The organism is Burkholderia sp. MSMB1498, assembly GCF_001526245.1.
GTDB classification, from domain to species: domain Bacteria; phylum Pseudomonadota; class Gammaproteobacteria; order Burkholderiales; family Burkholderiaceae; genus Burkholderia; species Burkholderia savannae.
On record NZ_LOYJ01000010.1, the window covers coordinates 87,425 to 109,456 of the forward strand.

General features: G+C 66.8%; 18 protein-coding genes. 7 read left to right on the forward strand and 11 right to left on the reverse strand.

What is annotated here, in order from left to right; genetic code table 11:
• Positions 1-167: 167 nt before the first annotated feature.
• From WS91_RS02380 to purN, 4 genes are all read right to left on the reverse strand, one after another.
• A complete protein-coding gene (locus WS91_RS02380) occupies positions 168-1,364 on the reverse strand; it encodes a DesA family fatty acid desaturase (protein ID WP_038745263.1) in 1,197 nt (398 codons plus the stop codon).
• Between the two features lie 192 nt (positions 1,365-1,556).
• Positions 1,557-2,909 carry a mechanosensitive ion channel family protein gene (locus tag WS91_RS02385; RefSeq protein WP_059669665.1) on the reverse strand — a complete coding sequence of 451 codons (1,353 nt, stop codon included), beginning with the start codon at positions 2,907-2,909 and terminating at the stop codon, positions 1,557-1,559.
• Between the two features lie 15 nt (positions 2,910-2,924).
• Complete coding sequence (locus tag WS91_RS02390; protein ID WP_059669666.1) at positions 2,925-4,187, reverse strand: RsmB/NOP family class I SAM-dependent RNA methyltransferase; 1,263 nt, start codon at positions 4,185-4,187, stop codon at positions 2,925-2,927.
• The gene (purN, locus tag WS91_RS02395) at positions 4,184-4,846 is read right to left on the reverse strand and encodes a phosphoribosylglycinamide formyltransferase (protein WP_059669667.1); all 663 of its coding nucleotides are present in this window, start codon (positions 4,844-4,846) and stop codon (positions 4,184-4,186) included. The genes WS91_RS02390 and purN overlap by 4 nt, the downstream gene beginning before the upstream one ends.
• 122 nt (positions 4,847-4,968) lie before the next feature.
• Between purN and WS91_RS02400 the strand changes: the two genes are divergently transcribed.
• The 5 genes from WS91_RS02400 to dut all read left to right on the forward strand — a co-directional run bounded on the left by WS91_RS02400 (position 4,969) and on the right by dut (position 11,197).
• Positions 4,969-5,961 carry a bifunctional riboflavin kinase/FAD synthetase gene (locus WS91_RS02400; protein WP_059669668.1) on the forward strand — a complete coding sequence of 331 codons (993 nt, stop codon included), beginning with the start codon at positions 4,969-4,971 and terminating at the stop codon, positions 5,959-5,961.
• Positions 5,962-6,075: 114 nt separating this feature from the next.
• Entirely contained in the window at positions 6,076-8,913 is a 2,838-nt protein-coding gene (gene ileS / locus WS91_RS02405) for an isoleucine--tRNA ligase (RefSeq protein WP_059643581.1), read from the forward strand.
• Entirely contained in the window at positions 8,914-9,414 is a 501-nt protein-coding gene (lspA, locus tag WS91_RS02410) for a signal peptidase II (protein ID WP_059669669.1), read from the forward strand.
• Between the two features lie 61 nt (positions 9,415-9,475).
• Positions 9,476-10,687: a bifunctional phosphopantothenoylcysteine decarboxylase/phosphopantothenate--cysteine ligase CoaBC gene (gene coaBC, locus WS91_RS02415; RefSeq protein ID WP_059643578.1), complete on the forward strand. Its 1,212-nt coding sequence runs from the start codon at positions 9,476-9,478 to the stop codon at positions 10,685-10,687.
• A 63-nt stretch (positions 10,688-10,750) separates the two neighbouring features.
• On the forward strand, positions 10,751-11,197 hold the full coding sequence (gene dut, locus WS91_RS02420) for a dUTP diphosphatase (protein WP_038745278.1): 447 nt from the start codon (positions 10,751-10,753) through the stop codon (positions 11,195-11,197).
• Positions 11,198-11,286: 89 nt separating this feature from the next.
• Here dut and WS91_RS02425 read toward each other — a convergent pair whose 3' ends face one another.
• From WS91_RS02425 to clpS, 5 genes are all read right to left on the reverse strand, one after another.
• Positions 11,287-12,078 carry a COG4705 family protein gene (locus WS91_RS02425; protein ID WP_038745280.1) on the reverse strand — a complete coding sequence of 264 codons (792 nt, stop codon included), beginning with the start codon at positions 12,076-12,078 and terminating at the stop codon, positions 11,287-11,289.
• Between the two features lie 151 nt (positions 12,079-12,229).
• Positions 12,230-12,973 carry a hypothetical protein gene (locus WS91_RS02430; RefSeq protein ID WP_059669670.1) on the reverse strand — a complete coding sequence of 248 codons (744 nt, stop codon included), beginning with the start codon at positions 12,971-12,973 and terminating at the stop codon, positions 12,230-12,232.
• A 129-nt stretch (positions 12,974-13,102) separates the two neighbouring features.
• Positions 13,103-14,482 (reverse strand): amino acid permease, encoded by a 1,380-nt coding sequence (locus WS91_RS02435; protein ID WP_038745284.1) that lies wholly within the window; start codon positions 14,480-14,482, stop codon positions 13,103-13,105.
• A gap of 98 nt (positions 14,483-14,580) precedes the next feature.
• Positions 14,581-16,881, reverse strand: a complete 2,301-nt coding sequence (gene clpA, locus WS91_RS02440; RefSeq protein WP_038745286.1) for an ATP-dependent Clp protease ATP-binding subunit ClpA — start codon at positions 16,879-16,881, stop codon at positions 14,581-14,583.
• On the reverse strand, positions 16,878-17,192 hold the full coding sequence (gene clpS, locus WS91_RS02445) for an ATP-dependent Clp protease adapter ClpS (protein WP_009892611.1): 315 nt from the start codon (positions 17,190-17,192) through the stop codon (positions 16,878-16,880). The genes clpA and clpS overlap by 4 nt, the downstream gene beginning before the upstream one ends.
• 531 nt (positions 17,193-17,723) lie before the next feature.
• Between clpS and WS91_RS02450 the strand changes: the two genes are divergently transcribed.
• Positions 17,724-17,927: a cold-shock protein gene (locus WS91_RS02450; RefSeq protein WP_004196460.1), complete on the forward strand. Its 204-nt coding sequence runs from the start codon at positions 17,724-17,726 to the stop codon at positions 17,925-17,927.
• Positions 17,928-18,053: 126 nt separating this feature from the next.
• Here the strand turns inward: WS91_RS02450 and WS91_RS02455 are convergent, their stop codons facing one another.
• Both WS91_RS02455 and icd read right to left on the reverse strand, forming a co-directional pair.
• On the reverse strand, positions 18,054-19,649 hold the full coding sequence (locus tag WS91_RS02455) for a multicopper oxidase family protein (protein WP_059669671.1): 1,596 nt from the start codon (positions 19,647-19,649) through the stop codon (positions 18,054-18,056).
• A gap of 167 nt (positions 19,650-19,816) precedes the next feature.
• A complete protein-coding gene (gene icd / locus WS91_RS02460; RefSeq protein ID WP_038745290.1) occupies positions 19,817-21,076 on the reverse strand; it encodes an NADP-dependent isocitrate dehydrogenase in 1,260 nt (419 codons plus the stop codon).
• Between the two features lie 264 nt (positions 21,077-21,340).
• Here icd and WS91_RS02465 point away from each other — a divergent pair, with 264 nt between their 5' ends.
• Positions 21,341-21,919 (forward strand): pseudouridine synthase, encoded by a 579-nt coding sequence (locus WS91_RS02465; RefSeq protein ID WP_059669672.1) that lies wholly within the window; start codon positions 21,341-21,343, stop codon positions 21,917-21,919.
• The last annotated feature ends 113 nt before the right edge of the window (positions 21,920-22,032 follow it).

Consider the following 22,032-nt stretch of genomic DNA (forward strand, 5'->3'; position numbering starts at 1 on the left):
CATCTCCTATCGACCGGCGTTATCGCCTCAGCGCTTGTTCCGGTTCTGTGCAAAGCTCAGCCCTGCTGATCGGCCGCCGTCGTCGAACGGCGCGCCCAAAAGAAAAAACCCCGCCAGCGCGGGGTTTGTGACGTCCTGAAATTCTAATCGATTTCGGCGCGAACGACTCAGGCGTAGCGGCGCAGGCGCGTCGCGAACTCTTGCAGCGCCTTGATGCCGCTTTGCTCGGCGCGATGGCACCAGTCCTGCAGCTGCGCGAGCAGCTGTTCGCGCGACGCGTTCGAACGCTCCCAGATCGCGGCAAGTTCCGTGCGCAACTCGAAGAACGTATGCAGCTTCTGGCTGTTCGCGAAGATCTCCGGCAGCATCCGCTTCTGCGGCTCGTCGAGGCCCGCCTCTTCCTTGTGGAACCACTTGCGCGCGCCGCGCATCAGCTGATACTTCTCGCGTGCGCCGAGCTCCTTCAGGTGCACGAGCTCCTGCTTGTACGCGCGCTTGAGCGTCTTCGCGTAACGCGCCATCACTTCGTAGCGGTTCGACAGCACGGCCTGCAGCGTTTCCTGGTCGAGCACCGTCTTGCGCGCGGCGAGGCGCGGCGTCGGCGCGATCTTCTTCACCTTCGCGAGCCCGAACGCCGACATGATGCGGATGTACATCCAGCCGATGTCGAACTCGTACCACTTGTTCGACAGCTTCGCCGACGTGGCGAACGTATGGTGGTTGTTGTGCAGTTCCTCGCCGCCGATCACGATGCCCCACGGGAACAGGTTCGTGCTCGCGTCGGCCGCGTTGAAGTTGCGATAGCCCCAGAAGTGGCCGAGGCCGTTGACGACGCCCGCCGCCCAGAACGGAATCCACACCATCTGGACCGCCCACACGGTGAGGCCGACCAAACCGAACAGCGCGACGTCGATCACCATCATCAGGCTCACGCCGAGAATCGGGTACTTCGAGTAGAGATTGCGCTCGAGCCAATCGTTCGGCGTGCCGTGGCCGTACTTGCGCATCGTCTCCTCGTTCTTCGCTTCCGCGCGATACAGCTCGGCGCCTTCGAGCAGCACCTTCCAGATGCCGCGCGTCTGCGGGCTGTGCGGATCCTCCTCGGTCTCGCACTTCGCGTGGTGCTTGCGGTGGATCGCCGCCCACTGGCCCGTCAGCATGCCCGTCGTCATCCACAGCCACAGGCGGAAGAAGTGGCTCATGATCGGATGCAGGTCGAGCGCGCGGTGCGCCTGGCAGCGGTGCAGATAGACGGTCACGCCGACGATCGTCACGTGCGTGACGGCGAGCGTGAACAGCACGATCTGCCACCACGAGAAACGCAGAAGCCCGTTGGAAAAGAAATCGAGCAGGGAATTCAACAAGGCAGTTACCTGTGAAAGTAAGGACGCCGGCTCAAATGATCCGCGTCAAGAAAATGAAAGCATACCGCGTGATAGGACGGAATTTTACTGCATCCGTTCCAAGTCTTTGTAAAAAATGAATATTTTTTGCGGCGCCGCAATACGTGCGCGGGCGTTTTCGGGCTGCGCGGGGCGCGTCGGCGCCCCGCGCGGCTACGCGTCCTGCCGCGGCCGATCGGCCGCGAAGCCTTCCGCGCCGGCCGCGGGCGCGATTCCGTCCGGCAGCCCGATCACGCGCACCTCCCGTTGCGGGAACGGGATCGAGATCCCGTGTGCGACAAAAAGCCGCCAGATGTTCCGGTTCACCATCGAGCGCACGCTCGCCGTTCCCTTCGCCGAGTCGGCGATCCAGAAGCCGAGCTCGAGATCGATGCCGTCCGCGCCGAAGCCGACGAGATAAGGCGTCGGCGCCGGCTCCTCGAGCACGCGGTCGATGCCCTTCGCCGCGTCGGCGAGAAGCGACATCGCGTGCTCGACGTCCGACGTGTATGCGATCTGGACCGCGACCTTCGCGTAACCGCGCGTCAGGTACGACGACTGGTTCTGCACGACGTCGGTGATGAGCTTCTCGTTCGGGATCAGCGTCTCGTTGCCGTCGAGGCCGCGCACGACCGTGTAGCGCGTGCGGATCTGCGTGACGACGCCCTGCAGGCCGCCCACGTTGATCGCGTCGCCGAGCCTGAGCGACCGGTCGAGCAGGATGATGAAGCCCGACACGTAGTTGCTCGCGATCTTCTGCAGGCCGAAGCCGAGCCCGACGCCGAGCGCGCCGCCGAACACGCCGAGCACCGTCACGTCGATCCCGACGAGCGACAGGCCGATCAGCACCGCCGCGAAGATGAGCAGCGCGCGCCCGACGCGCGCGAGCACGACGCGCAGGTTCGCGTCGAGCGAGCGCGCGCGCATCAGCCGATCTTCGAGCACCGAGCCGAGCCACATCGCGACGACGAGCGTCACGCAAACCCACAGCGCGCCCGACACCACGGACAACAGCGTGAGGCGCGCGTTCGCGACGCGGAACTGGACGCTGTCGAGCCAGACGAGCACGTCGTGCTGGATGCCGAGCACCGTGAGCGCCATCGCGATCCACACGACGATCGACGCGATCTTCTCGACGATCGACAGCCACGCGTGCGTGTGGCCGTCGCGAGCGAACACGCGGCGCGCGACGAAGAACAGGATGTAGATGAGACCGATGCCGAACAGCGGCACGAGCGCGAGCTGCAGCAGCGACGTCGGCATCAGCTCGTCGAACGCCGTCTCCGCGAGCCACATGAACGCGCCCCCGACGAGCGGAAACAGCGCGCGGTTCAGGCTGAGCGCGCCCGGCCCGGGCGAGCGGCCGGCCGAGCGGCGGCGCGCGTCGATCCGCCCGCGCACATAGCGCGCGACGAGCCACGCGAGCGCGAGCGAGCCAAGAAACGCGGCCGCCTGCCAGATCATCGCAGGCTGGCCGAAGTCGTGCGCGACGGCGGCGAGCCGCCGCGTCAGGTGATTCGTGACCATGCGCGAGCCCGCCCGTTACTGCGCGCGCCGCTCGAGGACCGCGGCGAAGAAGCCGTCGGTCGCGTGGCGGTGCGGCCAGAGCGACAGGTAGTCGCCCGTGTCGAGCGAAATCCGCTGCTCGGCGAGCACGCGGCTCGCCGGCACGAGCGCGAACGCCGGATGCGCGGCGAGAAACTCGGCCACGATCGTCTCGTTCTCCGCCTCGAGCACGCTGCAGGTCGCGTAGACGAGCCGGCCGCCCTTCTTCACGAGGCGCGCGGCGCTCGCGAGAATCGACGCCTGCTTCGGCGCGAGCTCGGCGATCGTCTCGCGCGACTGGCGCCACTTGAGGTCGGGATTGCGGCGCAGCGTGCCGAGGCCGCTGCACGGCGCGTCGACGAGCACGCGGTCGATCTTGCCCGCGAGCCGCTTGATCTTCGCGTCGTGCTCGCTGTCGATGAGCACCGGGTTCACGTTCGACAGGCCGCTCCTCGCGAGGCGCGGCTTGAGCTTCGCGAGGCGCTTCTCGGACACGTCGAACGCGTACAGGCGGCCCGTCGAGCGCATCATCGCGCCGAGCGCGAGCGTCTTGCCGCCCGCGCCCGCGCAGAAATCGACGACCATCTCGCCGCGCCGCGGCGCGACGAGCGAGCACAGCAACTGGCTGCCCTCGTCCTGCACTTCGATCTGTCCCTCTTCGAACAGCTTGAGCTTCGTGAGCGCCGGCTTGCCGACGACGCGCACGCCGAACGGCGCGAACGGCGTCGCGCCCGCGTCGATCCCGGCCGCGCGCAGGCCGTCGATCACCTGGTCGCGCGTCGCCTTCTGCGCGTTCGCGCGCAGATCGAGCGGCGCCGGATAGTTGACGGCGGCCGCGAACTGCGCGAGCTCGTCGGCGCCCATGCGCTCGGCAAGCGCCTGATGAATCCAGTCCGGCAGGTTCGTGCGCACGCGCAGCGGCAGGCTCGCCGGATCGATCTTCGCGACGTGGTCGAGCCACGCCCATTCGGCGGCCGACACGAACGGCTTGAGCGCCGAGCGGCCGGCCGTCTGCATCAGCCCGAGCAGCGCGAGCCGCCGCGCCGGCGCGCCCGTGCCGCTCTCGGCGAGGTGCGCGTACTCCATCTTCCGCCGCAGCACCGCGAACACCGCCTCGGCGATCACGCCGCGCTCGGCGTGGCCGAGCTTCGGATGCGCGCGGAAGAAACGGCTCGTCGTGACGTCGGCCGGGCCGGCGAATTTCAGGACTTCGGCGAGAAGCGCCTCGGTCTGGCCAATCAGGAATCCGTGCAGCTTCATACGCCCTCGCTCGTCGACATGTCGATTGCATCCGCGAACAGCCAGCGCGCCTCGTCCGGCGCGACGACGGCGCGCCCCGCTTCGAGGCGCAGCTTCCCTTCGACGAACCAGCGCACCGCGCGCGGATACAGCGCGTGCTCGGCCGCGAGCACGCGCGCGGCGAGCGCGGCGGCGTCGTCGCCCGCGACGACGGGCACGGCCGCCTGCGCGACGATCGCGCCGCTGTCGAGCTCCGGAATCACGAAGTGGACGGAGGCGCCGTGCAGCGCGACGCCCGCGTCGAGCGCCTGCTGGTGCGTATGGATGCCCTTGAAGCTCGGCAGCAGCGACGGATGGATGTTCAGCATCCGGCCCTCGTATCGGGCGACGAAGGCCGGGGTCAGAATGCGCATGAAGCCGGCGAGCACGACGAGATCGGGGCCGAAGCGGTCGATCTCGGCGGCGAGCGCCGCATCGAAGCTGTCGCGGCTGTCGAACGCGCGGTGATCGACGACGGCCGTCGCGATGCCGTGCGACGCCGCGAATTCGAGGCCCGCGGCGCCCGGCCGGTTGGAAATGACGGCGGCGACCTCGGCAGGCCAGCCCTCGCGCGCGCAAGCGCGTACGATGGCCTCCATGTTGCTGCCGCGGCCGGAAATCAGGATGACGAGTTTTTTCATCCGCGGATTTTACCATTCGGCCCTGCCGTTTCCGGCATCCTGAGCCGCCTGGCCGCCCGAACGTTTATAATCTTTTGCTTTGCGGCATCCGGCCGCTCTTCCCCCACGCTGCCACCGCTATCGTGAAAGTTTTCCGCGGCCTGCCCAACGCCGAAAGCCGCGCCCCGTGCGCGTTGACGATCGGCAACTTCGACGGTGTCCATCGCGGCCACCAGGCCCTGCTCGCGCGCGTGCGCGCGGCGGCGGACGCGCGCGGGCTGCCCGTGTGCGTGATGACGTTCGAGCCGCACCCGCGCGAATTCTTCAATCCGGCCAGCGCGCCGCCGCGGATCGCGATGCTGCGCGACAAGCTCGAGGCGCTGCGCGAGCACGGCGTCGAGTGCGTGGTCGTCGAGCATTTCAATCACACGTTCGCGAGCCAGTCGCCCGAGGCGTTCGTCGAGCGCACGCTCGTCCACGGGCTGCACACGCGCTGGATCATGGTCGGCGACGACTTCTGCTACGGCGCGAAGCGCGCGGGCAATTTCGCGTCGCTGAAGGCGGCGGGCGAGCGCTTCGGTTTCGAGGTCGAGCAGATGGAAACGCTCGCCGACGCCGACGGCGCGCGGATCTCGAGCTCCGGCGTGCGCGCCGCGCTCGCGGCGGGCGATCTCGACGCGGCCGCGCGCGCGCTCGGCCACGGTTACGCGATCAGCGGCCACGTCACGCACGGCCTGAAGCTCGGCCGCGACCTCGGCTTCCCGACGCTGAACCTGCCGATCGCGCACAAGCGCCCGGCGCTGTCGGGCATCTTCGTCGTCCAGGTGCACGGCATCGGGCCCGAGCCGCTGCCGGGCGTCGCGAGCCTAGGCGTGCGGCCGACCATCGACGATTCCGGCCGCGTGCTGCTCGAAGTGCACCTGCTCGACTGGCACGGCGACGCATATGGCAAGCTCGTTCGCGTCGAGTTCCTGAAGAAGCTGCGCGACGAAGCGAAATTCGTCGACCTCGAGACACTCGCGCGCGCGATCGCGCAGGACGTCGTCGACACGCGCGCGTACTTCGCCGAACACGGCCGCGCGCCGGGCAGCCGCGCGACCGGCTTCGCGACGTCCGCCACCGACCGAATTAGCTGATCGACGCCGCGCCCGCACCGGGCGCCCCCGTCCGCCGCGCCGCCCGAAGCCGGCGCCGCGCCTCACCGATTTCACGACGCACGAGCGTCCCCAAGATTTCACAGCGATCCCGACATGAGCAACAAGAAAGCCGATTCGAAACCGCAGGCCAAGTATCCGGTCAACCTGCTCGACACGCCGTTCCCGATGCGTGGCGACCTCCCGAAGCGCGAGCCGCAATGGGTGAAGGACTGGGAGGCGCGCGGCGTCTACGACAAGATCCGCGCGGCGAGCGAGGGCCGCCCGAAATTCATCCTGCACGACGGCCCGCCGTACGCGAACGGCGACATCCACCTCGGCCACGCGGTCAACAAGATCCTGAAGGACATGGTCGTGAAGTCGCGCAACATGGCGGGCTTCGACGCGCCGTACGTGCCCGGCTGGGACTGCCACGGCATGCCGATCGAGATCCAGATCGAGAAGCAGTTCGGCAAGTCGCTGCCCGCCGCCGAGGTGATGGAGAAGGCGCGCGCGTACGCGACCGAGCAGATCGAGAAGCAGAAGGCGGGCTTCAAGCGTCTCGGCGTCCTCGGCGAATGGGGCAATCCGTACAAGACGATGAACTTCCTGAACGAGGCGGAGGAAATCCGCGCGCTCGGCAAGATCATCGAGAAGGGCTACGTGTACCGCGGCCTGAAGCCCGTGAACTGGTGCTTCGACTGCGGCTCGGCGCTCGCCGAGGCGGAAGTCGAATACAAGGACCGCACCGATCCGACGATCGACGTGCTGTTCGCGTTCGCGGAGCCCGAGAAGACCGCGCGCGCGTTCGGCCTGGCCGCGCTGCCGCGCGCCGACGGCGGGATCGTGATCTGGACCACGACGCCGTGGACCATTCCCGCGAACCAGGCACTCAACCTGCATCCGGAGATCGCCTACGCGCTCGTCGACACCGAACGCGGCCTGCTCATCCTCGCCGAGGAACGCGTCGAGGCGTGCATGAAGGACTTCGGCCTGACGGGCAACGTGATCGCGACGGCGCGCGGCGACAAGCTCGCGAACCTGCGCTTTCACCACCCGCTCGCCGCCGCGCATCCGGGCTACAAGCGCACGTCGCCCGTCTATCTCGGCGACTACGTGACGACCGACACCGGCACGGGCATCGTCCACTCGTCGCCCGCATACGGCGTCGAGGATTTCACGTCGTGCAAGGCGCACGGCATGACCGATTCGGACATCATCAACCCGGTGATGGGCGACGGCCGCTACATCGAATCGCTGCCGCTGTTCGGCGGCCTCACGATCTGGGACGCGAATCCGAAGATCGTCGACGCGCTGAAGGCGGCCGGCTCGCTCCTGCGCAACGAGCACTACTCGCACAGCTACATGCACTGCTGGCGACACAAGACGCCGATCATCTATCGCGCGACGTCGCAGTGGTTCGCCGGCATGGACACGCAGCCGGCCGACGGCGGCAAGACGCTGCGCGAGACCGCGCTCGACGCGGTCGACGCGACCGCGTTCTACCCGTCGTGGGGCAAGCAGCGCCTGCACAGCATGATCGAGAACCGCCCGGACTGGACGCTGTCGCGCCAGCGCCAATGGGGCGTGCCGATGGCGTTCTTCGTCCACAAGGAAACGGGCGAGCTGCATCCGCGCACGCTCGAGCTGCTGGAGGAAGTCGCCAAGCGCGTCGAGCAGGCGGGCATCGAGGCATGGCAGACGCTCGACGCGCGCGAGTTGATCGGCGACGACGCGAACCTCTACGAGAAGAACCGCGACACGCTCGACGTCTGGTTCGACTCCGGCACGACGCACTGGCACGTGCTGCGCGGCTCGCACAAGGATCAACTGCAGTTCCCGGCCGATCTCTACCTCGAAGGCTCGGACCAGCACCGCGGCTGGTTCCATTCGTCGCTGTTGACCGCGTCGATGCTCGACGGCCGCGCGCCGTACAAGGGCCTGCTCACGCACGGCTTCACCGTCGACGGCGAAGGCCGCAAGATGAGCAAGTCGCTCGGCAACGGCATCGATCCGCACGAAGTCGCGAACCGCCTCGGCGCGGAAATCATCCGCCTGTGGATCGCGTCGACCGACTATTCGGGCGAGCTCGCGATCTCCGAGGAGATTCTGAAGCGCGTGACGGAAGGCTATCGCCGGGTTCGCAACACGCTGCGCTTTCTGCTCGCGAACCTGTCGGATTTCGACTTCGCGAAGGACGCGCTGCCCGCGAGCGAATGGCTCGAGATCGACCGCTACGCGGTCGCGTTCGCCGCGCGGTTGCAGACCGAGCTGCTCGCGCACTACGAGAAGTACGAGTTCCACCCGGTCGTCGCGAAGCTGCAGACGTTCTGCTCCGAAGATCTCGGCGGCTTCTATCTCGACGTGCTGAAGGACCGCCTGTACACGAGCGCGCCGGCTTCGAACGCGCGCCGCTCCGCGCAAACGGCGCTCTACCACGTGACGCAGGGCCTGCTGCGCGTGCTCGCGCCGTTCCTGTCGTTTACGGCCGAGGAAGCGTGGCGCGTGTTCCAGCCGCAAAGCGACACGATCTTCACCGAGACCTACTACGCGTATCCGGAAATCGCGAACGCCGACGCGCTCGTCGCGAAGTGGTCGCTGCTGCGCGACGTGCGCGGCAACGTGACGAAGGCGCTCGAGGAAGCGCGCACCGCGAACCGCATCGGCTCGTCGCTGCAGGCGCAAGTCGAAGTGCGCGCGTCGGGCGCGCGCTACGACGCGCTCGCGAGCCTCGGCGACGATCTGAAGTTCGTGCTGATCACGTCGGCGGCGACGGTCGCGAAGGTCGACGCGGAAAGCGAGGAAGGCGTCGACGTCGCGACGTCGACGTACCAGAAGTGCGAGCGCTGCTGGCACTACCGCGAGGACGTCGGCGCGCACGCCGATCATCCGACGCTTTGCGGCCGCTGCTTCTCCAACCTGTTCGAAAACGGCGAAACCCGGAGCGCTGCGTAAATGGCGAAGACCCTGTCGAAATCCTCGGGCGGCGCGCTCGCGCCGTGGCTCGGCATCTCGCTCATCGTGATCCTGTTCGATCAGTTGACGAAGATCGCCGTGCTGAAGATGTTCGCGTACGGCGCGATGCACCAGATCACGCCGTTCTTCAACCTGACGCTGATCTACAACCGCGGCGCGGCGTTCGGCTTTCTCGCGACCGCCGGCGGCTGGCAGCGCTGGGCGTTCACGGCGCTCGGCGTAGGCGCGACGCTCGTGATCTGCTATCTGCTCAAGCGCCACGGGCATCAGCGCCTCTTCAGCCTGTCGCTCGCGCTGATTCTCGGCGGCGCGCTCGGCAACGTGATCGACCGTCTGATCTACGGTCACGTGATCGACTTCCTCGATTTCCACGTCGGCGCGTGGCACTGGCCCGCGTTCAATCTCGCCGACTCCGCGATCACGGTGGGCGCGGTGCTCCTCATCTACGACGAGCTGCGTCGCGTGCGCGGCGCGCGCTGAGCGCATACACTTCGCGCAGGGGCCGGCGCTCGCCGGCCCCACGTGCTTTCGGAGGCCTCAGTTGGCACACGCAGAACTCGCAGGAAAACATCTCGTCCTCGGCCTGACGGGCGGCATCGCCTGCTACAAGATCGCCGAGCTCACGCGCCTTCTGACGAAGGCGGGCGCGACCGTGCAGGTCGTGATGACCGACGCCGCGACGCAGTTCATCACCCCCGTCACGATGCAGGCGCTGTCCGGCCGCCCCGTCTACACGAGCCAGTGGGACGCGCGGATGCCGAACAACATGGCGCACATCGATCTGTCGCGCGAAGCCGACGCGATCGTGATCGCGCCCGCGTCGACCGATTTCCTCGCGAAGCTCGCGCACGGCTTCGCCGACGATCTGCTGTCGACGCTGTGCATCGCGCGCGACTGCCCGCTCCTCGTCGTGCCCGCGATGAACCGCCAGATGTGGCAGAACCCGGCGACGCAGCGCAACGTCGCGCAATTGCGCCACGACGGCGTCGCGGTGCTCGGCCCCGATTCGGGCGCGCAGGCGTGCGGCGAAGTCGGCGACGGACGGATGCTCGAGCCCGAGGCGATCTACGAGGCGATCGTGTCGCACTTCCAGTCGAAGGTGCTCGCGCACCGCCGCGTGCTGATCACGGCCGGCCCGACGTTCGAGCCGCTCGATCCGGTGCGGGGCCTCACGAACCGCTCGAGCGGCAAGATGGGCTTCGCGATCGCGCGCGCCGCGCAGCAAGCGGGCGCCGACGTGCATCTCGTCGCGGGCCCCGTCCATCTGCCCACGCCGTGGGGCGTGTACCGCGAGGACGTGCAGACCGCGCAGCAGATGTACGACGCGGTGATGAACGCGGTGCCGGACGCCGACGTGTTCGTCGCGGTCGCCGCAGTCGCCGACTGGCGCGCCGCGCAGCCGGCCGAGCACAAGATCAAGAAGACCGCCGACCACAAGATGCCGGCGCTCACGTTCGTCGAGAACCCGGACATCCTCGCGACCGTCGCGGCGCTGCCCGATGCGCCCTACTGCGTCGGCTTCGCGGCGGAGAGCGGCGATCTCGACGTGCACGGCGAAGAAAAGCGCGTGCGCAAGAACGTGCCGCTCCTGATCGGCAATCTCGGGCCGCTCACGTTCGGCCTCGACGACAACGAAGTCGTGCTGTTCGAAGCCGGCGGCACGACGCGCCTGCCGCGCGCCGACAAGATGACGCTCGCGCATACGCTCGTCGCCGAGATCGCGAAGCGGCTGCCCGATACAAGCCTCATCTGACGCATCGCCGCGGCCGCCTCGCGCGGCCGTGCTCTCTCAACCTCCGTCACCGATTTTCGCCGCATGAAACTCGACCTGAAGATTCTCGACGCGCGCATGCGCGATTACCTGCCGAAATACGCGACGACGGGCAGCGCGGGCCTCGACCTGCGCGCCTGCCTCGACGCGCCCGTCACGCTGAAACCGGGCGACACGGCGCTCGTGCCGACGGGCCTCGCGATCCACCTCGCCGATCCGGGCCATGCGGCGCTGATCCTGCCGCGCTCGGGCCTCGGCCACAAGCACGGGATCGTGCTCGGCAACCTCGTCGGCCTCATCGATTCCGACTATCAGGGCGAACTGATGATCTCGACGTGGAACCGCGGCCAGACCGAGTTCGTGCTGAATCCGTTCGAGCGCCTCGCGCAGCTCGTGATCGTGCCGGTCGTGCAGGCGACGTTCAACCTCGTCGACGATTTCGCGCAAAGCGAGCGCGGCGCGGGCGGCTTCGGCAGTACCGGCCGCGGCTGAAGCCGCAACGACAAAACGCGTGCGGGGGCGTTGCCGCCCCCGCACGCGCTTGCTTCCCGCCATTTACTCCACTGCCGCTTGAGCGCCGCTCACTCCTCGAGCGCCGGCGCTTTCCAGCCAAGCTGCGACTGCCGCACGCCTGTCGCCTCCTTCGCCTGCTTCGCTTCGGCGAACACCGCATAGACGACCAGCGCGATCAGCACGCCCGCGAGAATCGCCGACGAGCCGACTGTGCCGAACCCGAGGCCGCCCTTCGCGACGGGCTTCGTCAGCAGATCGCCGACCGTCGCGCCGAACGGACGCGTCAGCACGAACGCCGCCCAGAACAGGAACACCTTCGATACGTTCGTGAAATACGCGGCGAGCACGATCACCGCGAGCAGGCCGCCGATCAGGAACGCGCCGCCCGCGAAACCGAGGCCCGAGCTGTCGGCGAGAAAATCGCCGAGCGCCGTGCCGAGCGTGTTCGAGAACAGGATCGCGATCCAGTAGAGCAACTCGACCTTGCGCGTGCGGATCTCGGTGACGGCGAGCGATTCGCCCTGCAGCCGCCACACCGCGAAGATCGTCAGCAGGATCGCGATCAGAATGCCGGAGCCGGCCGCATAACCGAGGCCGAGCGTGCGGTCCATGAAGTCGGACATCGTCGTGCCGGCCGTGCTCGTCGCGACGATCACCGCCCAGTAGATCGCGGGGCGGTAGCGCGTCGTCGCGAGTTGCGCGGCGAGCGTGACGATGAAGAACGAGAACAGGATCAGCGAACTATACGCATAGCCGACGTTGAGCGTCATCGACAGCAAATCGCCGCCGGTTTCGCCGAGCGTCGTCGCGCAGATCTTCATCACCCAGAACGCGAGCGTGATCGCAGGGAGTTTGTTCATGCGAGCCTCTCGAAGGAATTCGAAACAGATCAATCGCCGCGATGCGGCACGAGACTCGAATGCTAAGGAACGTTCGCTTAAGAGAGCGTTAACCCGTATACGCGGTGCGCGAACATCCGTCTGACGGGCGCGCGCACGCCGCACGCGCTCGTCACTGCCGTCTGCGCAGGATTCCTTCGGGATTCACGCCTGGGATGAAACAATCTCGCGCGGTCACGACGAGGTAATCGCCGAGGCGCCGTACATCGAGATCGCACATGCCGTCCGACGCCTGCATCCGCGACAGCGTCGCTTCGGCGTCCGACACGCGCCGCATCCGCATCAGCATCTCGACGCGCGGCTGCGCGCCGCCCGCGCCCGCGAACGAATAGCTGACGCGATCGCCGTGCGCGATCAGCCGGCGCGCGCCCGCGCTGCTGCGCCAGTGGCCGTCCCACGCGGACTGGCGCACCGGCGTCCTCACCTGCCGCAAATGCGAGCGCACGAGCCAGCCGGACGTCGCGACGCCCGAGTCGTCGATGTACGTCGCGTGCACCATTGCGCCGAGCCACATGTCACCGTTCGGCGATTCGCTGACGATCACCTCACCGCCTTTCGGCACGGAGCGGCCGCTGTTCCTGAAGTGAAACGACACGCCCTCAGCGTCCGACTCGCGCGTGAAGAACGGGGCCTTCGGCGCCTGCACGCTCGCCAGCCACGGCGTCGTGTCGAGGAGCGGCACCGCCGCGTTGCTCGACGACGCGCGCAACGCCGATGCAAACGCGACGCCCAGCGGCTGGACGAGCGAGGCACTCACGAGCGCCCCCAGCGCGACGCGCTTTGCCGCACGCGCGAACGCGGCGGCCGCCGCGCGACCGGCATCGCTTGCTTCGCCCGTCTTCCCTTTCGTCGGCATGTCATCTCTCGCCAGAAGTGCAACGCGGCAAGCGCCGCCGCCACGCCACCATGACGCCGCGCCGCCGTATCCCGGTCCCGGCGTCGCGCTATTGCGCCGTCCGTGCGCTTCGCGTCGCGTCGCGTCGCGTCAGCGAGCGTGCCGCGCACGGTAATGCAGCCGATACGCGAGCGTCAGCAGCGCGACGAACGCAATGCCGATCATCATCGTCATTCTGAACTCCCGCGTAAATGCCGTCGTCACGAGCACCGCGCCGACGAGCGCCGCGCCGAGCAGGCTGCCCACCGGATGCAGCCGCATCCGGAACGCGGGCGCCGGGCCCCGGTAACGCGCGCGAAAGTACAGGTGCGTGACGAAGATCATCAGCCACGTGAACAACGCGCCGAACATCGCGATCGCCATCAGCAGCGTGAACGCGGTGTCCGGATACAGCGCGACCAGCACGGCCGCGACCGCGACGCCGCTCGACGACACCACGAGCGCCGCGAGCGGCACGCCGTTCGCGCCGACGCGCCCGAACATCGCCGGCGCAAGCCGCGCGCGCGACAGGCTGAACATCATCCGCGTCGTCACGTAGAGCTGGCTGTTCATCGCGGAGAGCGCGGCGACGAGCACGACGAAGTTGATGACGCCCGCCGCATACGGCACGTTCGTCGCGGCCATCACCTTGACGAACGGGCTCTCGTCGGTGCCCGCCTGCGTCCACGGCACGATCGCGAGCATCAGCGCGAGCGTGAGCAGATAGAACAGCACGAGGCGGAACACCGTCGAACGGAACGCCTGCGACACCGCGCGCTGCGGATCGCGCGCTTCGCCCGCCGCGATCGCGACGGTTTCGATGCTCATATAGCTGAAGATCGCGACGATCACCGCGACCCACGCGCCCGAGAAGCCTTTCGGGAAGAAGCCGCCGTGCGCCGAGTAATTTGCGAAGCCGATGCCGGACGAAGCGGGCGCGGTCGCGACGTAGTACGCGCCGAGCGCGATGAACGCGACGATCGCGGCGATCTTCAGCAGCGAGAACACGTATTCGACGACGCCGTAGAGCGTGACGCTCGTCATGTTCACCGCGACCAGCGCGGCGGAAAACCCGATGACCCAATACCAGCCGGGCACGCCGGGATACCAATACTTCATGAAGACGGCGATCGCGCTCACCTCGGTGCCGACCGCGAACACGACGGCCGACCAGTACGCGTAGCGGACGAGAAACCCCGCGAGCGGGCCGACGTAATGCTCCGCATATGCGCCGAACGAACCTGACGTCGGATGCGCGACCGTCATTTCCGCGAGCGCGCCCATCAGCAGCAGCGCGATCAGCGCGCCGATCGCATACGACACCAGCACGCCCGGCCCCGCGAGCCCGATTGCGAAGCCGCTGCCCAGAAAGAGCCCTGTCCCGATCGCGCCCCCGATTGCGATCATCGCCATCTGCCCCGACGAAAGCCCGCGCCGCAGGCCCTTTTCGCGCTCGACGATCGAGTCGAACGTTCGTTGTTGTTGTGTCAAACCAAACTCCTGCTTTCGTGCTTTTTTCCTGCCGCAAATAAAACGAAACGGCGCGGGAAACATCCCGCGCCGTTTGTTCGAAGCGTTCGGACGAGCGGTTATTCGACTTCGATCGCCTCTTCGTTCGGCTTGCTGGGCGGCGTCGCCGTCTTGTCGAACGACAACTGCACCTTGTCGTTCTCGTCGACGTCCACCGTCACGTGGCCGCCGTTGACGAGCTTGCCGAACAGCAGCTCGTCGGCGAGCGCGCGCCGGATCGTGTCCTGGATCAGCCGCTGCATCGGCCGCGCGCCCATCAGCGGATCGAAGCCGTGCTTCGCGAGATGCTTGCGCAGCAAGTCGGTGAAGAGCGCGTCGACCTTCTTCTCGTGCAACTGCTCCTCGAGCTGGATCAGGAACTTGTCGACCACGCGCATGATGATTTCCTCATCGAGCGAACGGAAGCTGATCGTCGCGTCGAGCCGGTTGCGGAACTCGGGCGTGAACAGGCGCTTGATGTCCGCCATCTCGTCGCCGACTTCGCGACGCGTCGTGAAGCCGATCGTCGCCTTCTGCATCGACTCCGCGCCCGCGTTCGTCGTCATGATGATGATGACGTTGCGGAAATCCGCCTTGCGGCCGTTGTTGTCGGTCAGCGTACCGTGATCCATCACCTGCAGCAGCACGTTGAAGATGTCCGGATGCGCCTTCTCGATCTCGTCGAGCAGCAGCACGCAGTGCGGCTTCTTCGTGACGGCCTCGGTGAGCAGCCCGCCTTGGTCGAACCCGACGTAGCCCGGCGGCGCGCCGATCAAGCGGCTCACCGCGTGGCGCTCCATGTATTCCGACATGTCGAAGCGGATCAGCTCGATGCCGAGCGTGAACGCGAGCTGCCGCGCCACCTCGGTCTTGCCGACGCCCGTCGGGCCGGAGAACAGGAACGCGCCGATCGGCTTGTCGAGCTTGCCGAGGCCCGCGCGCGCCATCTTGATCGCGGCCGCGAGCGCGTCGATCGCCGGGTCCTGGCCGAACACGACGCTCTTCAGATCGCGATCGAGCGTCTGCAGCTTGCTGCGGTCGTCCTGCGACACGCTCTGCGGCGGGACGCGCGCGATCTTCGAGATGATTTCCTCGATCTCGCTCTTGCCGATCGTCTTCTTCTGCTTCGACTTCGGCAGCACGCGCTGCGCGGCGCCCGCTTCGTCGATCACGTCGATCGCCTTGTCGGGCAGATGACGGTCGGTGATGAAGCGCGCCGACAGTTCGGCCGCGGCCGACAGCGCGCCCGACGAATACTTGACGCCGTGATGCTCCTCGAAGCGCGACTTCAGGCCGCGCAGGATCGCGACCGTCTGCTCGACGGTCGGCTCGGTCACGTCGACCTTCTGGAAGCGCCGCGACAGCGCCGCATCCTTTTCGAAGATGCCGCGATATTCGGTGAACGTCGTCGCTCCAATGCACTTGAGCGTGCCCGACGACAGCGCCGGCTTCAGCAGGTTCGACGCGTCGAGCGTGCCGCCCGACGCGGCGCCCGCGCCGATCAGCGTATGGATCTCGTCGATGAAGAGGATCGCGTGCGGACGCTCCTTGAGCTCCTTCAGCACCGTCTTCAGACGCTGCTCGAAATCACCGCGGTACTTCGTGCCCGCGAGGAGCGCGCCCATGTCGAGCGAATACACCTGCGCGTTCGCGAGGATGTCCGGCACCTCGCCGCGCGTGATCCGATATGCGAGGCCTTCGGCGATCGCCGTCTTGCCGACGCCCGCCTCGCCGACGAGGAGCGGATTGTTCTTGCGGCGGCGGCAGAGCACCTGCACGACGCGCTCGACTTCGGATTCGCGCCCGATGAGCGGATCGATGCGGCCGTCCTTCGCCATCTGGTTCAGGTTCTGCGTGAACTGCGCAAGCGGCGTTTCCTTCTGCGTGCTCGCGTCCTCGCCCTCCGCGTTCGCGTCGGCGGGCTTCGCGGATTCGCTGCTGCTCGTCTTCGCGATGCCGTGCGAAATGAAGTTCACGACGTCGAGGCGCGTCACGCCCTGCTGCTGCAGATAGTAGACCGCGTGAGAATCCTTCTCGCCGAAGATCGCGACCAGCACGTTCGCGCCCGTGACCTCCTTCTTGCCGTTCGACGTCGACTGCACGTGCATGATCGCGCGCTGGATCACGCGCTGAAAGCCGAGCGTCGGCTGCGTGTCGACGTCGTCGGTGCCGGGAACGGTCGGCGTGTTGTCGTGGATGAAATTGCGCAGGTTCTGACGCAGATCCTCGATGTTCGCCGCACACGCGCGCAACACCTCGGCTGCCGTCGGATTATCCAGCAGGGCCAACAACAGATGCTCGACCGTAATGAACTCATGCCGCGCCTGGCGCGCTTCCATGAACGCCATGTGCAGGCTGACTTCCAATTCCTGGGCAATCATGCTTCCTCCATCACGCACTGCAGCGGATGCCCGGCCTGCCGCGCATGGGTAACGACTTGCTCGACTTTGGTCGACGCGATGTCTCGCGTATAGACCCCACAAACCCCCCGCCCTTCGCGATGCACCTTCAGCATAATCTGTGTGGCCGTTTCGCGATCTTTCTTGAAATACTCCTGCACGATCATCACGACGAATTCCATTGGCGTGAAGTCGTCGTTCAGGAGCACCACCTTGTACATCGAAGGTGGCTTGAGCTTCTGTTCCTTGCGTTCCAGGACGGTGCTGTCCTGCTTGTCCGGGATAATCGCCATACACCCATTCTAAACAACTCGGACAGGCCCGCAATCCTGTCATTAACCGACTGACCAGCCGGCGCCCTCCCCGGCTCCCCGCGTGCGGCAGCGTCCCTCTCATATCGAACGGGAGCCGGCTGCGGTGCCGGCTCCCGTTCGATATGCAAGCATGCGGCATGCCGCCCGCGCACCATGCATGGATCGAGTATCCCACAACGCGGACGACCTCGACCGCGCGTCACTCGAGCCTGGTATATGCGACGATTATGCGACTTTTCAAGCCGCCTCGCTCGCTCCGATGCTGCAAAGCAAAGCCGGATAAACCCTGAAAATGGGTTCTTTACAACGTCCCCGTATACGTCTAAAAATTCTCTTGACACTCTAATAAAGAGCGCCAACAATCAAGCTGGCACTTTTTTCAATTTGTCTTTACGACTATTGGAAGAGGCCGAGGTGAGCTTGTGAGGGGGGAACGGCTGCGTTTGCCGGTCGTTTAGCTTTTCGAGCGTGCTCGTTGTAAGTAGCGACTGTGTGACAGGGGAAGTAGGTATGGCAACTGGTATTGTCAAATGGTTCAATGACGCGAAGGGCTTCGGCTTCATCACGCCCGACGAAGGCGGCGAAGATCTGTTTGCACATTTCTCGGCGATCAACATGCAGGGCTTCAAGACCCTGAAGGAAGGCCAAAAGGTCAGCTTCGAGGTAGTGCAAGGCCCGAAGGGCAAGCAAGCGTCGAACATCCAAGCAGCTTGAGGGCCGTCTGGATCAAAATAGAAAACCCGGCTTCCAGCCGGGTTTTTTTTCGTCCGCCCGCGGCGCGCTCGAGCGCCACGACGAACCGAATGTGCGCTCGATGACCGAACTCGGTCGCCGCGCATTTCAAACGACTTTCAGCACGCCCATCATCCCGAGATCCTCGTGCTCGAGAATATGGCAGTGGAACATCCGCTCGCCGCGCTCGAACTGCGCCGTGAGAATCCGCACGCGCTCGCCCTGCCGAACGTTCACCGTGTCGCGCCACGCGCGATAGGGCTCCGGCGTCTTGTTTCCGTCGATCTCGCGCTCGACGACCTGGAACTGCGTGCCGTGCAGATGAAACGGATGATCCATGTCGGTTTCGTTACGAATCGTCCACAATTCGACGTCGCCGCGCCGGCTCGTCAATGTCGCGCGGTGCGGCTCGAACGTCGCGCCGTTGATCATGAAGCGCATGCCGGCCGGTCGGCCGTGCGCGGGCGAGCGCATCATCGCGTTCATGTCCATCTGCTCGCCGAACGACACGTCCTTGCGCGCGACCGGCTCGCCGAGCGAGGGCACCGCGCGCAAATGCGCGGGCAGCGCACGCGGCGCGCCGGGCTCGAACGCGACGTCGGCGAGCGGCAGCGCGGGATCGGGCGGCAGGCTGCCGTGCGCGGCATCCGACATCGACATCTTGCCGCGGTCGTACTCGAGCGCCGTCAGCACTGCGCGCGACGCGCGATCGCCCGCGCGCACGACGAGCTCGGCGCGCTCGCCGGGCGCGAGCAGCAGCGACGTCACGTCGCGCGGCGCGTCGAAGAGGCCGCCGTCGGTGCCGACGTGCGCGAACGATCGGCCGTCGTCGAACCCGATGCGCAGATAGCGCGCGCTGCACGCGTTCCATACGCGCCAGCGCTCGTCGCCGGCGAGCGAAATGCGCGGCCGTCGCGCACCGTTGACGAGCACGAACTGGCCTTGGCGGCCGTTCATCCAGTCCATCATGTCGTTCGGCGCAATCGTTCCGTCGTGTGCAAGCTTCAGATCGGAGACGAACAGATGCCGCTCGGGCCAGCCGGCGAGCGGATCGTCGGCCGCGCGCACGACGAACGGCCCCGCGAGCCCGCGAAACACCTGCTCGGCCGTCGCCATGTGCGGATGCGGGTGGTACCAGTACGTGCCCGCGCTCCCCTTCGGCAGCGTGAAGCGATAGACGCGCGTCGCGCCCGGCGCGACGAGATCGGACGGATTGCCGTCCTGGTCGGGCGGCACGGGCAGCCCGTGCCAGTGAATCGTCGACGGCTGCGGCAGCCGGTTGACGAAGCGAAGCTCGACCGCGTCGCCTTCGCGCACGTCGATGAGCGGGCCGACCACCGGCCCCTGCACGCCCGCGCCGAATTGCCAGAACGTCGTCGGCGCGGCGCCCGGCAACAGCGTGCGCGCGACGGGCTGCGCGACGAGCGTCGCGCGGAACACGCCGGGCTCGCGGCTCTCGTTCGCGAGCACGCGCAACGCGGCAAGCGGCGCGCCGGCAGGCAGCGCGTCGGCGGCCGCGAGCGCCTGCGCCGCCGGCTTCGCGCCCGGTGCGCGGGCGGGCGCGGGCGACATGCCCGGCATGTCGTCCATGCCTTCCATGCCGCCCATGTCGTGCATCTCGCCGCCGGCCGCAAGTGCGCCGCGCGCGAAGAGCGACGCGACGGCCGCGGCCAGCGCGCTGGAAAGAAAATGTCTGCGCAACATCGATCGACTCCTGTGTCGCCGAAACGGAAATTCCGACGATACACCAGTCGGCGCGCGCATGGTGCGGCGCTTACGTGCGTTGCGCGCGAGCGCCGCGCCAAAACGAAACACCCCGGCGGGCACACGGCCCGCCGGGGTGTCGTTCGACATCGGCCAAGCCGACGCGCTTACTGCATGTTTTCGATCAGCACCTGACCGAAGCCCGAGCACGACACTTGCGTCGCGCCTTCCATCAGGCGTGCGAAGTCGTACGTGACGCGCTTTTGATGGATCGACTTCTCCATCGCGGCGATGATGACGTCGGCCGCCTCGGTCCAGCCGAGGTGGCGCAGCATCATTTCGGCCGACAGGATTTCCGAACCCGGGTTCACGTAGTCCTTGCCCGCGTACTTCGGCGCCGTGCCGTGCGTCGCTTCGAACATCGCCACCGAATCCGACAGGTTCGCGCCCGGCGCGATGCCGATGCCGCCGACTTGCGCGGCAAGCGCGTCGGAGACGTAGTCGCCGTTCAGGTTCAGCGTGGCGATCACGTCGTACTCGGCCGGACGCAGCAGGATCTGCTGCAGGAACGCGTCGGCGATCGAATCCTTGATCACGATCTCGTTGCCCGTCTTCGGGTTCTTGAACTTCATCCACGGGCCGCCGTCGATCAGCTCGGCGCCGAATTCCTTCTGCGCGAGCGCGTAGCCGTAGTCACGGAACGCGCCTTCCGTGAACTTCATGATGTTGCCCTTGTGGACGAGCGTGACCGACTTGCGATCGTTGTCGATCGCGTACTGGATCGCCTTGCGCACGAGACGCTCGGTGCCTTCCTTCGACACGGGCTTGATGCCGATGCCCGACGTTTCCGGGAAGCGGATCTTCTTCACGCCCATCTCTTCCTGCAGGAACTTGATGACCTTCTTCGCCTGCTCGGATTCCGCCGCCCACTCGATGCCGGCGTAGATGTCTTCCGAGTTCTCGCGGAAGATGACCATGTTGGTCTTCTCCGGCTCGCGCACCGGCGAAGGCACGCCCTTGAAGTACTGGATCGGGCGCAGGCAGACGTACAGGTCGAGCTCCTGGCGCAGCGCGACGTTCAGCGAGCGGATGCCGCCGCCGACCGGAGTCGTGAGCGGGCCCTTGATCGACACGACGTACTCCTTGAGCACCTGCAACGTCTCTTCCGGCAGCCACACGTCCGGACCGTAGACCTTCGTCGCCTTCTCGCCGGCGTAGATCTCCATCCAGTGGATCTTCTTCTTGCCGCCGTACGCCTTCTCGACCGCCGCGTCGACGACCTTGATCATCACCGGCGTGATGTCGAAGCCCGTGCCGTCGCCCTCGATGTAAGGGATGATCGGCTGATCGGAAACGTTGAGCGAGAAATCCTTGTTGACGGTGATCTTGTCACCGCCTTCCGGAACCTTGATGTGCTGATACGGCATGATCGACTCCAGTGATATGGCTGGGCTGGTGGGTATCTGGTTGTGCGCGGTCGGGCGCGCGCGGCGCCGGCCCTGCGTCCGCAAAGGCGAGCCGCTATTCTAGCGCTCTCGCGGCGGAAGGCGGCGCGAAACTGGTACGCGGGACCCGCGCAAGTCTTATATAAGACAAAAGACTTGCCGTTCCGTATTATGCATTAAGATTCCGCCATTTGCCATAGAACGCGGCCCGCGTCGCGCCGCCCGTCCCCTCGCGAGCCTTGCCCCATGCGCCTCATCGCCCTCAACAAACCGTTCGGCACGATCTGCCAGTTCTCTCCGCACGAAACCCGCGCGTCGCTCGGCGACTGGGTGAAGACGCCCGACGTCTACCCGGCGGGCCGCCTCGACGCCGACAGCGAAGGGCTCCTTCTGCTCACCGACGACGGCGCGCTGCAGGCGAAGATCGCCGAGCCGCGCCACAAGCTCGTCAAACGCTACTGGGCGCAGGTCGAGGGCGCGCCGGACGCGGCCGCGATCGCGGCGCTGGAGCGCGGCGTCGATCTCGGCGACTACGTGACCCGCCCGTGCCGCGCGCGTTTCGTCGCGCCGCCCGACGCGCTCTGGCCGCGCACCCCGCCGATCCGCTTTCGCGCCGCGATCCCGACGACCTGGATCGAGCTCGAGATCGCCGAGGGCAAGAACCGCCAGGTGCGGCGAATGACCGCGGCGATCGGCTTTCCGACGCTGCGCCTCATCCGCGTCGGCATCGGCGCGCTCGACGTGTTCGCGCTCGGCCTCGCGCCCGGCGAAACCCGCGAGTTGCCGCCCCGCGCGCCCTGGGAGCGCGCAAAGCGGCCTGGATGACAATGCGGTGACACGTTTCGCCGCGCGTCAACCGACTTCGAACCCGACGCGTTAAACGACGCAGATGCCACTCCCAGCTATCCGGCATTGGCGACCGAACCGCGGTCCCGTCG

Excerpts from the sequence above, each read along its gene's own strand:
- WS91_RS02385 (WP_059669665.1), bottom strand. The coding sequence starts at position 2,909 with ATGGTCACGAATCACCTGACGCGGCGGCTCGCCGCCGTCGCGCACGAC.
- WS91_RS02390 (WP_059669666.1), bottom strand. The coding sequence starts at position 4,187 with ATGAAGCTGCACGGATTCCTGATTGGCCAGACCGAGGCGCTTCTCGCC.
- purN (WP_059669667.1), bottom strand. The coding sequence starts at position 4,846 with ATGAAAAAACTCGTCATCCTGATTTCCGGCCGCGGCAGCAACATGGAG.
- ileS (WP_059643581.1), top strand. The coding sequence starts at position 6,076 with ATGAGCAACAAGAAAGCCGATTCGAAACCGCAGGCCAAGTATCCGGTC.
- lspA (WP_059669669.1), top strand. The coding sequence starts at position 8,914 with ATGGCGAAGACCCTGTCGAAATCCTCGGGCGGCGCGCTCGCGCCGTGG.
- dut (WP_038745278.1), top strand. The coding sequence starts at position 10,751 with ATGAAACTCGACCTGAAGATTCTCGACGCGCGCATGCGCGATTACCTG.
- WS91_RS02425 (WP_038745280.1), bottom strand. The coding sequence starts at position 12,078 with ATGAACAAACTCCCTGCGATCACGCTCGCGTTCTGGGTGATGAAGATC.
- WS91_RS02430 (WP_059669670.1), bottom strand. The coding sequence starts at position 12,973 with ATGCCGACGAAAGGGAAGACGGGCGAAGCAAGCGATGCCGGTCGCGCG.
- clpA (WP_038745286.1), bottom strand. The coding sequence starts at position 16,881 with ATGATTGCCCAGGAATTGGAAGTCAGCCTGCACATGGCGTTCATGGAA.
- clpS (WP_009892611.1), bottom strand. The coding sequence starts at position 17,192 with ATGGCGATTATCCCGGACAAGCAGGACAGCACCGTCCTGGAACGCAAG.
- WS91_RS02450 (WP_004196460.1), top strand. The coding sequence starts at position 17,724 with ATGGCAACTGGTATTGTCAAATGGTTCAATGACGCGAAGGGCTTCGGC.
- WS91_RS02455 (WP_059669671.1), bottom strand. The coding sequence starts at position 19,649 with ATGTTGCGCAGACATTTTCTTTCCAGCGCGCTGGCCGCGGCCGTCGCG.
- icd (WP_038745290.1), bottom strand. The coding sequence starts at position 21,076 with ATGCCGTATCAGCACATCAAGGTTCCGGAAGGCGGTGACAAGATCACC.
- WS91_RS02465 (WP_059669672.1), top strand. The coding sequence starts at position 21,341 with ATGCGCCTCATCGCCCTCAACAAACCGTTCGGCACGATCTGCCAGTTC.